Source organism: Caballeronia sp. LZ024, assembly GCF_031451455.1.
In the GTDB taxonomy this organism is placed as follows: domain Bacteria; phylum Pseudomonadota; class Gammaproteobacteria; order Burkholderiales; family Burkholderiaceae; genus Caballeronia; species Caballeronia telluris.
This window is the reverse complement of the sequence record NZ_JARUXL010000002.1, coordinates 174,037-187,853: the sequence shown is the minus strand read 5'-3', so window position 1 is coordinate 187,853 and position 13,817 is coordinate 174,037. Positions and strand designations below refer to the sequence as shown.

Below are 13,817 nucleotides of genomic sequence, written 5' to 3'. Positions count from 1 at the left end.
ATATATCGTGAATTCCCCGAAGACCGCCGTGAACGCAAGGCCCCGCGTGAGCGTGCCCGCAGTAGCGGCGCGGTGCCTCGCATCGAAGCGGACCCTCGCGTCATAAGGCCGACGGCGATGCATGCCGTTCTCGCGCATGCACCTGGCACGTCTCTCGCATTAGGAGGCGCTCGCAAAACGCGTTGTTTCGATTCGGGCGCCGCTTGCGTTCATCGTGAATCCGATTCGAGAGAGAGTGTGTGATGAGCAAATCGATGTGTGTCGGCGCGGCAGTCGCGGGATTGACTCTGATCGGCGCCGTTCCGGGGACCGACCTGTTGTCGTCGATCGACGGCATGACCGCCTACGTGGCCGGGCCGGAGCACTTCTACGCGGGCGACCGCAAGCCGGGCGACGTGAACGGCAACGGGGTCGGCAGCATCTGGCACGCGATCCGGCCGGCGGCGCATGCGAATCCGGGTGCCGCGTTTGCGCAGGTGACCGATGACTTCTAAGCGGAGCGCATACATATATCGCACGTCGCTGAAAGCAAGCCGGCATACGTGTTTGCCACCGCCCGACTATCGCTGAAAAACCCGTTGGCCGCGTGACGACACGTCGCCGCTTCAGCATCCCGTCAAAACCTTCGAGAGTCCGCCAGACAAGGCTCGCCGCAATCTGGCATGGACTCTGCGTTGTGAAGCGTCCAGCCGTCGCGCGGACTGCCAGCCATCGAACCCCGATGACCTGCACCGGATGCCCGCCTGGAATCCATGTGTCGCGCGTGTTTGTGCCGACACGCAATCGACCAGGCCGCAGTCGGAGGACATCATGTTCGTCTACCTTTATTTCTTGCTTAAAAAGACGCTGGAACGCGCTGAACACAGCCGTCGCGACACGTACCTCGGGGCCGCCGTCGACTTAGGCGAACTCGAACGCCGCATGCGTTCGATGGAGACGAACCACTGAAACGGCAAGTCGTTTGACCATGAGTGAAGTCCACGCGCACAACCTTCGAGTCCCATGAGTGACATGAACAACGCCATCGCATCGCAAGCTCTCCCATCCCCGACGACGGTGATCGCCCTGCATTGCTCCGGCTCGGGAGCAGCGCAGTGGCGCAAGCTCAACGAGACGCTAGGCTCCCGCCATGCGTTCGTCGCGCCCGAGCACTACGGCTGCGACAGCACGGGACCCTGGAGCGGCGAGCGCGCGTTCACGCTCGCCGACGAAGCCGCGCGGACCGTCGGCATCATCGACGCCTCGCGCGGCAAGGTGCATCTCGTCGGACACTCATATGGCGGCGGCGTGGCGTTGCGCGCCGCCGTCGAACGGCCGGAGCGCATCGCCAGCCTGACGCTCTACGAGCCGTCGGCGTTTCATCTGCTGAAGACGATGGGCGCGCACGGAGCGCACGCGCTGGCGGAAATCGTCGCGATCTCGAAGTGCACCGCCGACGGCGTGACGTCAGGCGACTATCGAGGCGCCGCGGCTTCGTTCGTCGATTACTGGGGCGGCCGCGGCGCATGGGAAGCGCTGCGGCCCTCGGTGCAGGCCGCGCTCACGCGCTGGGCGCCGAAGGCGCCGCTCGACTTCCGCGCGCTGCTCGACGAACGCACACCCACGAGTGCGTATGCGAGTTTGCGTGTGCCCGCGCTGATCATGCGCGGACAGCACGCGCCCGTCCCGACGCGAGCGATCGCCGAGCGGTTGCCGATGCTGTTGCCAGCGGCACGTCTCGCGATTGTCGAAGGCGCGGGGCATATGGGGCCGCTCACGCACGCCGAAATCGTCAACGCGACGATCGCGCAGCATATCGTGCAGTCGGAGTCGATGGGCTGAGATTGTCCCGGCCATGCGCTGAATCGTCCAGCCGCTTCGCGGCGGCCTTGCCGTACATGCCGCCGTCCCAGTTAGCGAAACAGCGAACGACCCTTCAATCGCACACAGCGGTATTTCCGCAGCAACCTGCACATTGGGAACGGTACGTGCTACGCCTTGGCGTTTGCCGTGGCGCCTTACGCCGACGTCCCGCCCGCGACGCAATCCCGCGCGGATTCCCTTGTGTGAGTCAGAGCCGATGTCAGAGAACGACGAATCTGAAAGCCCCAAAGACGATGAGAAGCCGACGGACGAAAAGCGCGACGGCAAGGATGAACAGGGCAAGGGGCCGGGCAAGAAGCCGCTGATCATCCTTGGGATCGTCGCGGTCCTGCTCGCGATCGGCGCGCTGATCTGGTGGTTCGCGACGCGCAACCAGGTCAGCACGGACGACGCCTATACGGACGGCGACGCCGTCACCATCGCGCCGAAGGTGTCGGGTTATGTCGTCGCGATGAATATCGACGACAACAAGTTCGTGCATAAGGGCGACCTGCTCATCAAGATCGATCCGCGCGATTACCAGGCGCAATTCGATCAGGCGAACGCGCAACTGGGCCTCGCGCGTGCGCAATTGCACGCGTCCGAAGTGCAACTCGAAGTCGCGCGCGTGCAATATCCGGCGCAGCTCGCGCAGGCAAAGGCGCAAGAGCAGACCGCGCAAGCGAACCTCTCGCAGGCGAATTCGGCATACGAGCGCCAGCGCAGCGTCGACGTGCGCGCGACTTCGCAACAGAACATCGACACGGCCACCGCGCAGCAGAAGAGCGCGCGGGCCAACGTCGCGCAGGCCCAGGCGCAGGTGAAAACCGCGAGCCTCGTGCCGCAGCAGATCGCGCAGGCGCAGGCGGCAGTCGACGAGCGGCGCCAGCAGGTTCACCAGGCCGAAGCGCAGGTGGAAACCGCGCGTCTGAACCTCGACTACACCGAGTTGCGCGCGCCCGCCGCTGGCTGGGTGACCAAGCGCAACGTGCAGTTCGGCACGTTCCTGCAAGCGGGCACGTCGATCCTGACGCTCGTCACCACGCGCGTCTGGGTGACGGCAAACTTCAAGGAATCGCAACTGGAGCGCATGCGGGTTGGCGATAAAGTCGACGTCGACGTGGATGCCTATCCGTCGCTCAAACTGCGCGGACATGTCGACAGCATCCAGCTCGGCAGCGGCTCGCGCTTCTCGGCGTTTCCGGCCGAGAACGCCACCGGCAACTTCGTGAAGATCGTGCAGCGGGTGCCCGTGAAAATCGTCATCGACGAAGGGTTCCAGCAAGGTCAGCCGCTGCCGCTCGGTCTTTCGGTCGTGCCTACGGTGATGCTGAAATGAGCGACGAAGCCTCGCACGCCAAGTGGAAGCCGCGTTCGAACCCGTGGCTGATCGCGGTGGTGGTCACGCTCGCGGCGTTCATGGAAGTGCTCGATACGACCATCGTCAACGTCGCGTTGCCGCATATCTCCGGCACGATGTCCGCGAGCTACGACGAGTCGACCTGGACGCTCACGTCGTATCTCGTCGCGAACGGAATCGTGCTGCCGCTCTCTGCGTTCTTCTCGAAGATCCTGGGGCGCAAGCGCTATTTCCTGATCTGCATTGCGGCCTTCACGGTCTGTTCGTTGCTGTGCGGCATCGCGACGAACCTCTGGCAACTGATCGTCTTTCGCATTCTGCAGGGCTTCTTCGGCGGCGGCTTGCAGCCGAGCCAGCAGTCGATCATCCTCGACACCTTTCCGCCCGAACAGCGCGGCCGCGCGTTCTCGATATCGGCCGTGGCGATCGTCGTGGCGCCGGTGCTCGGCCCGACGCTCGGTGGCTGGATCACCGACAACTTCACCTGGCGCTGGGTGTTCCTGCTCAACGTGCCGATCGGCGTGATGACGACGATCGCGGTGATGCAGTTCGTCGAAGATCCGCCGTGGGAGAAGAAGCAGAGCCGCAAGGATGCGGGCATCGACTTCATCGGCATCGGCCTGATCGCGCTCGGGCTGGGATGCCTGCAAGTGTTTCTCGACCGCGGCGAGGACGACGACTGGTTCCACTCGAATTTCATCATCACGTTCGCGGTGCTCGCGGCCGTGGGGATCATCGGCGCGACGGTCTGGCTGATCTATGCGAAGAAGCCCGTGGTGAACCTGCGCGTCATGAAGGACCGCAACTTCGCGCTGGGGTCACTGGCGATCGTGGGCTTCGCGTCGATTCTCTATGGCAGCGCGGTACTGATTCCGCAGCTCGCGCAGCAGCAGCTCGGCTATACCGCGACGCTGGCGGGGCTCGTTCTCTCGCCGGGAGCGCTACTGATCGTGTTCCTGATACCGATCGTGAGCAAGCTGATGCCGATCGTTCAGACGCGCGTACTCGTTGCATTCGGCTTCATCGTGATGGGATGCGCGATGCTGTATTCGCACCACCTCGTGCCGAACGTCGACTATCGCACGCTCATGATGATGCGCAGCGCGCAGTCGGCGGGCATCGGCTTCCTGTTCGTGCCGGTTACGACGCTCGCTTATCTGACCTTGCCGAAGTCGATGAACAACGATGCGTCCGCGCTCTTCACGATGTTTCGCAATGTGTCGGGGTCGGTCGGCATATCGCTCGCGACCGCCGCGATTCGCGAGCGCACGCAGGCGAACATGGCGCATATGGTCGAACATCTGACGCCGCTGAACCAGCCGTATAACGACTCCGTGCAGCGCATCGCGCGCACGCTGATCGACAGCGGGCAGACGATGAGTCAGGCGTTCACGGCGGCGACCGGCCAGATGTACAAGACGCTCGTCTCGCAGGCGACGATCCTCGCGTATCTCGACGTCTTCTCGGCGTGCGCGATCTTCTCTTTCATGTTCGTGCCGCTCGCGTTCTTCTTTTCGCCGGCCAAGGCATCGGGGCAGGGAGGAGGGCACTGACATGCGACATCGTGATTTTCTCATTATCCTGTTGTGGTTGAGCGGCTGCGCGGTCGGCCCCGACTTCAAGACGCCGACGCCCAACGCACCCCAGGACTGGAGCGACACGCGGCGCTCGCAGAACCCGCCCGATGATCCGCGCATCCCGCATGCGAGCGATCCATCGACCGCCGACACGCGCGCCGATCCCGATCCGCATTGGTGGAAGCGTTTCGACGATGCGATGCTCGATTCGCTGATCGAGCGCGCCATCGCCGGTAATCTCGATCTGCAGAGCGCGGTGTTGCGAATCGCGGCCGCGCGCGAGCAGAGCCTCGCGGCGGGCGCGCAAGGGCTGCCGCAAATCAATGCGAGCGCGAGCGTGATGCGTGAGCAGCTCGGCGTGAAGGGCCTCCTGCAATCGCAGGGCGTGTACGACAGGATCGATGCGCTTGGCGCGAACGCGGCCCGCGTGCGGCAGGGCATCGATTCGGCGACGGGACCCGTCACGCTTTGGCAAGACGGCTTCGATGCATCGTGGGAACTCGATCTCTTTGGACGCGTGCGGCGCTCGGTCGAATCGGCGGATGCGCAGACGCAGGCAGAAATCGAAAGCCGCAACGATGCGCTCGTGTCGCTCGAATCGGAAGTCGCGCGCACGTATGCGCAACTGCGCGGCGCGCAATACGTGAAGCAGATCACGCTTGCGGAAATTGATGCGGAAGAGAACATCGTCGATCTCACGCGCGAGCAGGCGCGCGTCGGATTGACGAGCCAGGCGGACGTGCAAAGTGCCACCGCGCAACTGGGATCGTTGCAGGCGCAACTACCCGGACTCGATGCCCAGATCGCGCAGACGATGAACGGACTCGCGGTGCTCACCGGCGCGGCGCCCGGCACGCTCGATGCCGAGTTGTCCGCGACCGGCGCGGGCGTCGTGCCGCCCGTTCCGCCTTCGGTTCCCGTCGGTGTGCCGTCGACGCTCGCGCGACGCCGGCCCGACATCCGCCGCGCCGAAGCGCAACTGCATGCGGCGACGGCGGAGGTCGGCGTCGCGGTGGCGCAGCTTTATCCCGATGTCTCGCTGACGGGGCAGATTGGCACGCGCGCGACGAGCGCACGGTATCTTGCGCACTGGTCGAGCCTGTTCTGGTCGGTGGGGCCGAGCATTTCGCTGCCGATCTTCCAGGGCGGCGCGCTGCGTGCGAACGTCGAGATCGCGAACGCGCAGGCGGCGCAAGCGGCGCTGCAGTACCGGCAGACCGTGCTTACCGCGTTGCAGGACGTGGACAACGCGCTCGTTGCATATCGCACGGAGCAGGATCATCGCGCGGCGCTCGTGAAGACCGTCGAGGCGAATCGCGTGAGCCTGGAGCTTTCCACGGACAGCTATCGCAAAGGACTCACTTCGTTCATCTCCGTGCTCGACGCCGAGCGGCAGTTGGCGCAGACGCGCGAACAACTCGCACAATCGACCGTGAGCGTGACGACCGATTTGATTGCCGTCTACAAGTCGCTGGGTGGAGGCTGGGAGGATTTTCCGGATCAGCTTCCTGCGCAGTCGGCGCAGCTGGAATAGAGGATTGGCCGCGCAATCATGCGTCACCCGCGCTGCGAGTTGCCCGGGGCGCCGACGCCATGGGTTGGGGATCGACGAGGATGGTTTGTCCTCAAGGCTCGGATGGTTCGACGGCGTCCTGCTGAAGGAATCGGCGCAACGAATCTTCAAGTGCGGCAAATCTGGCGTGCCGTTCGAGTTCCTCCGCGGCCTCGTGGCGTTCGTTGCGGCGTTGCGCGACATGCGCGCGTTCCAGCGCGAAAGCGGCGCGCTCCTGCAACCGGCGCACCGATACCCACAGGGCTTCTTCGACGCTTCGCTCCTGCGCCGCGTTGAGTGACGCGTTCGAGAACGCGTGGCCGGTGTGACATCGATAACGCAATGGCTGGGCCTCTCCGACGCGCCAGATCACGCCGCCGCAATCCGGACACGTCAGAGTGCTCCGTTCGCCGAGCGCGTCCAGATCCTCGGGCGACGATTGACCGGTGAGCGCAATGCGCGTTTCCAGCTCGATGGGTGTCTTATCCATGACGATCCGTCGCTCCTGAGAAGGCTTTTGGTTCACCGCGTCCACGATGGCGTCGCCCAACCGGTCGACTGGGGCGATGACGTCCGCCGTCGTGGCGCGCAGCGCACTCGACGGCATCGAGGGCGCGACGCAGTCCGACGGGTCCTGGACCGCGACCCATCCGCCGCATGCCTTGATCGCAGCGATGCCGGCTGCACCGTCGTCGAGATCGCCGGTCAACACGATACCGATGACGCGTTCGCCAAACTCGACCGCTACGGATCGAAAAAGCGGGTCGACGGCGGGACGCGTGAAGTTTTCCTTCGGACCCGAGCTTAGACGGACGCATCCTTCGAAGACCATCAAGTGCCGGTCGGGCGGCGCAACGTAGATGACCGACCGCGCAAGGGGCTCGTCGTCCTCGGCGTGCTTGACGGGCAGACGGCAATGCGGCGCGAGAAGCTCGGGCAGAAGGCTGCGTTGCGTGCCGACATGCATCACGACCAGCACGGCGGCGTGCAGGTCCGCAGGGAAAGCGGAAACGACCGCTCGCAGAGCGGCAAGGCCGCCGAGCGATGTACCGATGACGATGACGTGACGATGACCTGTGGGCATGTGGACGACTTGGACATCCTTTTGAGGTTTCCAGGGCGCACTTTCAGGAGCGCACTACAGGAAACGAGCCTACACCGCAGCCCGGATGCCGGCGTCGTACCTAAGGGAATCATTTCGTACAAAGGACCGGAAGGCGCCAGCCATTTCACCTGGCTACCGCGAAAAAGTCGCTAGAGACGAGCCGGCGACCGGAAATGTTTGCTTCGCGACGACCTTGAGTCCCTCGATCGCCACGACGAGCAACGGCTCTTGGCATTTGCGTTGCTTAAAGAGGACGTGGAAATATCCCGCGAACCGCAGGCAGTGATGAAACCGGCCATACTTCAGATCGCACACGACTCGGGGATGCTCGTGTTGCTTGATGGCAGGATCGGCCACGAGGAATACACGAGCGTTAGCGGCTCCGTGAGCGCGCTATCGCGATTCGCGCGCCCGATCATGCATGCGCCGATAGCCGGTACTCGCAAAAACTGTCTGGTCCCCGGATCGTTACGTGCCTCACCATCTCAACAAGCGCGGCCCTAGCAACGCGCCGGTCACCGTCGGCACGAGCATGCCGAGCACATACCAGATGCCCCAGAACGGTATCGCCATCTCGGGGCAGTGCAGACAGTAGGCAAGCGTCGCCGTCGATCCGGCCAGCAGCCCGCCGACGGCGCCCGTCAACGCAAGCCGGGTCGGCGCGAGGCCCTTGAGCGCCCAGAATGCGGCGATCAATCCTGGAACCGAAAGCATCGCGATGTTCAACGGACACACGCGCCAGGTCTTGCCGAGCACCATCGCAAGCCGTTCATCAGCGGACGCCGACGCCAGCACGTAAAGCGTGGCGATCCAGATTGCCGCCACCGGCAGGCCGATCAGCGCCCAGCCGCCGTTCGGGGCAACTCCGGGCCGCGCGAGCCGCGTGCACACGACGAGCGCACCCACCATCAGCAAGAGCGGCAGCGCGATCTTTGCCCAGAAGATCGGCGTAACCGCCACGACACCAAGGTCGGATCGAACGCCGAGCAACACGGCGACGAGCAGCATCGCGCTGACCGCGCCGATTAATACGGCGATGCCGAATCGTCTCGCGAGCACGTGCCGGTCAACTGGCGTGACGCCGTTGGCGAGCATCGATATGAAGTCATCGGTTTTCATCGCATTCCTCGAATCTTGGCAGCCAGCGCCTTCAATCCACGATGCACGCCGATCTTCACCGCGGATTCCGACAGGCCGGTCATGCGTGCCGTCTCAGACACCGACAGCCCTTCCAGCTTCACATGCACGATCGGCAGACGCTGGCGCTCGGGCAACTGCTCCAGCAACTTCCCCAGGTCTCGCTTCGCCTGTGCAGGTTCGAGGTCGGGCGCGGCGAACAGTTCGAAGGCGTCATCGATCGGATCGTTCAGGGCGTCGTGCCGCGCGCGCGCCCGAAAGTAGTCCATCAGCTTGTAGCGCGCTATGGCGTGTACCCAGGCGGTGAGCGGTTCCTGCCGGCGATACGTTTGCCGCGCGTTATGCACGGCGAGCAGCGTCTCCTGCACGAGGTCTTCGACGTCGCCCGGCTGAGCAAGGAGTCTTCGCCGCAGGAAGCCACGAAGATGCGTGCTCAATTCCACCAGAAACAGCCGATACGCCTTTTCGTCGCCGTCGAGCCCGCTCAAGAAGAGTGCCTGGAGATGCGCCTCCCGTGCTTTTAGACGGGCGTTATCCGTAATTCGATCCATTGGCCGCTCTGGTTACAAGAAGCACGAACTTATTTTCTCCCGATTCTACCTACCCGCGAGCGCAAGCTCGTTGGCCGCTGTCGCGAACAGTCCACAGAAAATTATTCGCTGCCTGTAACCGGATCGGTTTGCGCGTCGAACTACCTGTCGGATGCGCGTTGAACGACGCATCGAAAACGAAGGCGCAAGTCGTCGGGTCCGGCGCGGTTGTTCGGAGTCCGACTTCGCGCAACTTATCGCAAACCTACAAAGGAGTTGATATGAAACGCATTGCAATCGCAGCATGTGCCGCAGCGTTGCTCGCCAGCGGCGGCCCGGTATTCGCACAGGCAAGCGGCGCAATGTCCAACGATGCGATGTCGAAGGACTCGATGTCGCATGATTCGATGGGCAAGGATTCGATGAGCAAGGATTCGATGAGCAAAGACTCGATGTCCAAGGATTCAGGCAAGAAGATGAAGCACGACGAGATGAAAAAGGGTAGCTCGGCAATGAAGCACGATAGCGAGAACGGCATGAGCAAATAAGCGCCGCGACGCGCGATGAACCGGCGGCGACGCTTGCTGCAACTCGTTCATCGCGTTTCGCCACGCATGTCGGTGGTCAGCGCTCTTCTGCTGCGAGCTGCCCGCTCGATGAATCAGGCGTGCACGTCCTGCTCGCCGAGCGGTCGCACGGCTTCTTCCGCGTGGGACTCCTCCAGACCGTGGCGGGCGCGATATCGACGAACCCACAGCGCGGTCAGGATCGGCACGAGGATGGCCGTCACCAGACACGCGGTCGCGACCATGGCCGTCGCCGCCGGCACGAGCGGCTTGAAGCGAGGAATCATCTCGCCGATGATCGCCGGATTCGCTACCGCCGCCCCCGCCGTCGACGATGCCGCCAGCCCGGCCGCGCCATTGCCGCCCGCGATCCAGCGGTCCGCGAGAATCAGCGGAATGCCCGTCACGACGATGACCACCAGCCCGAGCACGACGCCCGGCAATCCGCTTGTCGCGATCACGTGCAGGTCGATGCCGTTGCCAAGCGCAAAGCCGAAGAACGGAATCAGCGGATGGACGCAGCGGCCGAAGAGTTCGCGCAGGTCGCCGTCGAGATTGCCGAGCGCGAAGCCGATCAGAAACGGCAGCACCGCACCGACGAACAGCCGCGGCTCGAAGACCGCGACACCCGTTGCGCCGAGAATGAGCATGCTGATGAGCGGCCCGGATTCCACCGACATCAGCACGAACGCGCCCGCCTCTTCGCGGCTGCCGTATTGCTGCATGACGGCGGCGTAGAGTCCGCCGTTGGTCATGTCCATCGACGTCGTGATCGCCAGCACGGACAGTCCCGCGAAGAGACCGGTCTTGATGCCGTCGATCGGGATGAAGCGCGCCGCGAGGATCGTCGCGACCCATGCAACGGCCATCTTCGTGACCAGCAAGGTGCCCGACTTGCGAAGCACGGTTCCGGTCGCGCGAAGATCGATGGTCGCGCCCATGCAGAAGAACCACACCGCGAGGATCGGCACGGTGCCGGTGATGAGGCCATTGGTGAACGAGCCGAAATACTTGCCGGCGCCCGGCGCGAACGTATGAACGCAGGCGCCGAGCAACAGGGGCACCAGCATGAGGCCGCCGGGAATGCGGTCAATCGCTTTCTTTATCTTCATGTCTCCTCCGTGATTTGAGCGTACGGATGGCGGGCTGTCTGCCCCGAGCGGCGGCCGCTTGTGCCAGCGTGCATGCCGGTCTGGCGCAATATAGCATCGTTATTTTTGATCCGCTCGGCACACTCGAAAGGGCGGGTTAATCGTTTACCCGAAATCGCGCTTTTAGGCGGGCTTCGGATTTTTGGTGCGCTGTTCGCCGGTTGGGAACGCGCGTCCGTCTAAGCTTCAAGGGCTCAACGAAGCGAAGAGCGCTTTGACCCAATCGACGAATACCCGTACTTTCGTGCTGAATCGACGACTCGGCGGATACGCGACATAAACGTCGAGCGGCTCGGGATTCCACTCGCTGAGAATAGAAATGAGTTCACCGCGCGCGATCGCCGGAAGTCCCATGAACTCTAGCGTCTGGACGATGCCCAGGCCTGCCATTGCAGTCGCGAGGTGCGCGTTGCTCTCGCTGACCAGGACGTCGTTGCGCACATCGTCCAGGACCAGCCGTTCGCCAGCGCATGCGAATCGAAGCGGTTGGACAGCACTGCTGCTCGCCGAAAAGTACCCGACTACCGCATGGCCGTCATCGGCGATCTGGCGTGGATGCGACGGTGTGCCGTGCTTCGCGAGATACGAGGGACTCGCGAGCGTCGCCCAGCGCAGCGTGCCTATGCGCTGCGTAACGAGCGCCGGGTCGTTCGCCGTGCTGCGAACAGCGCAGTCGATATTCTCGGCAATCAGATCGGCGGTTCGATCCGTCACACTCAACAGCAACTGGATGTCAGGGTATTGCGCCCGAAACGACGAGAGCGCCGGTATCAGGATGCCGCTCGCCACCGACCCGCCGGTATCGATCCTGAGTGCGCCTCGCGGACTGCCGTGCGCACGGCCCAATGTCGCTTCGACATCGTCCAGTTCGCTTAGCAGGAAGCGCATACGCTCGTAATATGCGGCGCCGTCGGTCGTCACCGTTACGCGTCGGGTGCTGCGTTCGAGAAGCTTCACGCCGAGATGAGCTTCGAGCGAGCGCACCCATTTGCTGACCGTCGTATTCGGCATGTCGAGCGACGCCGCAGCCCGCGTGAAGCTTCCTGTTTCCACCACGCGCGCAAAAATTCGAATGGCTTGCAAATGATCCACAGCTTAGTTGCCTCCGCTGATTATGCATATCGGTGCATAAAGACGGTAAAGAATACGGCTTTATCGCATCGAATGCAGGGAATAAGCTGAGGTTCACCTTCACATGGCACACAAGGAGCACGCAATGAACGCATTCGCTAACCGTCATATCGATGCAAGCCGTCACGCCGGCAAAATCGTTTTGGTCACCGGCGGCAGTTCCGGCATCGGCCTTGCCGCCGCCGAGCGCTTCGCGCGCGAAGGCGCGACGGTCTATATCTCCGGCCGCCGTCAGGCCGAACTCGATGCCGCAGTCGAACAGATCGGTCATGGCGCCATTGCTATCCGCGCAGACGTCTCGCTGGCGGAAGACTTGCAGCGGATGTTCCAAACGGTTTCCGACACGCACGGGCATCTCGACATTCTGTTCGCCAACGCAGGCGGCGGCGAATTCTCGCCGCTCGGCCAGATCACCGAGGCCCAGTTCGACAAGTACTTCGGCATCAACGTCAAAGGGACATTGTTCACGGTCCAGAATGCGTTGCCTTTGATGCGGCCCGGCAGCGCCATCGTGATCACCGGTTCGATCACGTCGATTCAGGGCACGCCTGCGTTCGGCGTCTACGCTGCGACCAAGGCGGCTTTGCGCTCGTTCGCGCGAACCTGGGCCAGCGATCTCAAGGGCCGCGACATTCGCGTCAACGTGGTCTCGCCCGGCGTGGTCGTGACTCCCGCCTACAAGACGGAACTCAAGCTCACCGATGAACAGATAGACGCGTATCGCCGCGAGGTAAGCGAAACGACGCCGTTAGGCCGGGTCGGTGAAGCGGATGAGATTGCCAAGGCCGTATCGTTCCTCGCATCCGATGACGCGAGCTATATCACCGGCATCGAAATGTTTGTCGATGGCGGAAGAGCGCAAATCTGACGAAGTGAGACTGCCGAGCCTGTCAGTCGAGGCAGGACCCATAGGGCGCGCAATGCGCGGCTGCACATCGGCAACGCATCATCAGTCGCGCACGGACTTGTCGAGTTCGGTAAAGAGCCAGTCCTGGAAATTGCGCAGCTTCGGCAACTCCGCGCGCGACTTGAGCAGATTCATCGTATAGCCCTTTACCCGCAGTCCTTCCACGCCGAGCGGCGCCACGAGCCGTCCCGTCTCGAGCTCTCTCTGCACGAGCAGCAGGCTTTCGAGGCACACCCCCATTCCATCCGCCGCCGCGCTGATCGCCATGAAGGAGCGCGCGAAGCGCGGCCCGCGCGTGATGTCGACGACGGTCTTGCGGTAGAGGCGCATCCAGTCGCGCCATCCCACCAGGCATCCCTCGCTATGAATCAGCGCATGATGCCGCAGGTCCGCCACCGTGCGGATCGGTTGCTCGCCTTGCATCAACGCCGGCGAGCAAAGCGGCACGATGGTTTCCGGCGGGAACTCGAGCACCATCGTACCGGCCGGCTGCATCTTGCGCGCGCCGTAACGAATCTCGACATCGACCGCGCCGGTGGTGAGGTCGCAAGGTTCCGTCGACGCATTGAGCCGCACGTCGATATCCGGATTGAGCGCGCTGAACCGCGCGAGCCGCGACATGAGCCATTGCGTCGCGAAGCTCGGCGTCGAATGCACGGTGAGGATGTCGCTCTTCGCGACGCGGCCAGCGTCCCGCGTCGCGGCCTCAATGCGTCCGAACGCTGCGCCGATCTCCTCGGCGTACGTCCGGCCGATGTCGGTGAGCACGACCGCGCGATGCACGCGATGAAAGAGCCGCACGCCCAATTGCTCCTCCAGCAGCTTCACCTGATGACTGATCGCCGAGGGCGTCACGAACAACTCTTCTGCTGCAAGCGCGAACGACGATAGCCTGGCCGCCGCCTCGAAGGCTTGTATCGACTTGAGTGTCGCGCGATTTTGCATTGCAGTATCCGGGT

At 63.4% G+C, this 13,817-nt stretch carries 14 protein-coding genes; 8 read left to right on the top strand and 6 right to left on the bottom strand.

Going from position 1 to position 13,817, the window contains the following annotated elements; translation table 11 throughout:
- Positions 1 to 242: 242 nt before the first annotated feature.
- The 6 genes from QCE48_RS16285 to QCE48_RS16260 all read left to right on the top strand — a co-directional run bounded on the left by QCE48_RS16285 (position 243) and on the right by QCE48_RS16260 (position 6,313).
- Positions 243 to 494 carry a hypothetical protein gene (locus tag QCE48_RS16285; RefSeq protein ID WP_309784873.1) on the top strand — a complete coding sequence of 84 codons (252 nt, stop codon included), beginning with the start codon at positions 243 to 245 and terminating at the stop codon, positions 492 to 494.
- Positions 495 to 810: 316 nt separating this feature from the next.
- A complete protein-coding gene (locus QCE48_RS16280; RefSeq protein ID WP_309784872.1) occupies positions 811 to 948 on the top strand; it encodes a DUF3563 family protein in 138 nt (45 codons plus the stop codon).
- Positions 949 to 1,011: 63 nt separating this feature from the next.
- On the top strand, positions 1,012 to 1,821 hold the full coding sequence (locus QCE48_RS16275; RefSeq protein ID WP_309784871.1) for an alpha/beta hydrolase: 810 nt from the start codon (positions 1,012 to 1,014) through the stop codon (positions 1,819 to 1,821).
- Positions 1,822 to 2,059: 238 nt separating this feature from the next.
- The gene (locus QCE48_RS16270; RefSeq protein WP_309784870.1) at positions 2,060 to 3,181 is read left to right on the top strand and encodes an HlyD family secretion protein; all 1,122 of its coding nucleotides are present in this window, start codon (positions 2,060 to 2,062) and stop codon (positions 3,179 to 3,181) included.
- On the top strand, positions 3,178 to 4,755 hold the full coding sequence (locus tag QCE48_RS16265; RefSeq protein ID WP_309784869.1) for a DHA2 family efflux MFS transporter permease subunit: 1,578 nt from the start codon (positions 3,178 to 3,180) through the stop codon (positions 4,753 to 4,755). The genes QCE48_RS16270 and QCE48_RS16265 overlap by 4 nt, the downstream gene beginning before the upstream one ends.
- A 1-nt stretch (position 4,756) precedes the next feature.
- A complete protein-coding gene (locus QCE48_RS16260; RefSeq protein ID WP_309784868.1) occupies positions 4,757 to 6,313 on the top strand; it encodes an efflux transporter outer membrane subunit in 1,557 nt (518 codons plus the stop codon).
- 91 nt (positions 6,314 to 6,404) lie between these two features.
- Here the strand turns inward: QCE48_RS16260 and QCE48_RS16255 are convergent, their stop codons facing one another.
- From QCE48_RS16255 to QCE48_RS16245, 3 genes are all read right to left on the bottom strand, one after another.
- The gene (locus QCE48_RS16255) at positions 6,405 to 7,415 is read right to left on the bottom strand and encodes a chemotaxis protein CheB (protein WP_309794232.1); all 1,011 of its coding nucleotides are present in this window, start codon (positions 7,413 to 7,415) and stop codon (positions 6,405 to 6,407) included.
- 498 nt (positions 7,416 to 7,913) lie between these two features.
- Positions 7,914 to 8,555, bottom strand: a complete 642-nt coding sequence (locus QCE48_RS16250; RefSeq protein WP_309784867.1) for a DUF1109 domain-containing protein — start codon at positions 8,553 to 8,555, stop codon at positions 7,914 to 7,916.
- Positions 8,552 to 9,124, bottom strand: coding sequence for a sigma-70 family RNA polymerase sigma factor (locus tag QCE48_RS16245; RefSeq protein WP_309784866.1), 573 nt, complete (start codon positions 9,122 to 9,124; stop codon positions 8,552 to 8,554). Before QCE48_RS16245 ends, QCE48_RS16250 begins: the two co-directional genes overlap by 4 nt.
- Positions 9,125 to 9,384: 260 nt before the next feature.
- Here QCE48_RS16245 and QCE48_RS16240 point away from each other — a divergent pair, with 260 nt between their 5' ends.
- The gene (locus tag QCE48_RS16240; RefSeq protein WP_309784865.1) at positions 9,385 to 9,651 is read left to right on the top strand and encodes a pentapeptide MXKDX repeat protein; all 267 of its coding nucleotides are present in this window, start codon (positions 9,385 to 9,387) and stop codon (positions 9,649 to 9,651) included.
- Positions 9,652 to 9,764: 113 nt separating this feature from the next.
- Here the strand turns inward: QCE48_RS16240 and kdgT are convergent, their stop codons facing one another.
- A complete protein-coding gene (gene kdgT, locus QCE48_RS16235) occupies positions 9,765 to 10,781 on the bottom strand; it encodes a 2-keto-3-deoxygluconate transporter (RefSeq protein WP_309784864.1) in 1,017 nt (338 codons plus the stop codon).
- Between the two features lie 225 nt (positions 10,782 to 11,006).
- Positions 11,007 to 11,912 (bottom strand): LysR family transcriptional regulator, encoded by a 906-nt coding sequence (locus QCE48_RS16230; protein WP_309784863.1) that lies wholly within the window; start codon positions 11,910 to 11,912, stop codon positions 11,007 to 11,009.
- A 124-nt stretch (positions 11,913 to 12,036) separates the two neighbouring features.
- Between QCE48_RS16230 and QCE48_RS16225 the strand changes: the two genes are divergently transcribed.
- Positions 12,037 to 12,819, top strand: a complete 783-nt coding sequence (locus QCE48_RS16225; protein WP_309784862.1) for a glucose 1-dehydrogenase — start codon at positions 12,037 to 12,039, stop codon at positions 12,817 to 12,819.
- 81 nt (positions 12,820 to 12,900) lie between these two features.
- On the opposite strand, the gene gcvA is transcribed toward QCE48_RS16225, so the two are convergent.
- Complete coding sequence (gene gcvA / locus QCE48_RS16220; protein WP_309784861.1) at positions 12,901 to 13,803, bottom strand: transcriptional regulator GcvA; 903 nt, start codon at positions 13,801 to 13,803, stop codon at positions 12,901 to 12,903.
- Positions 13,804 to 13,817 lie beyond the last annotated feature (14 nt).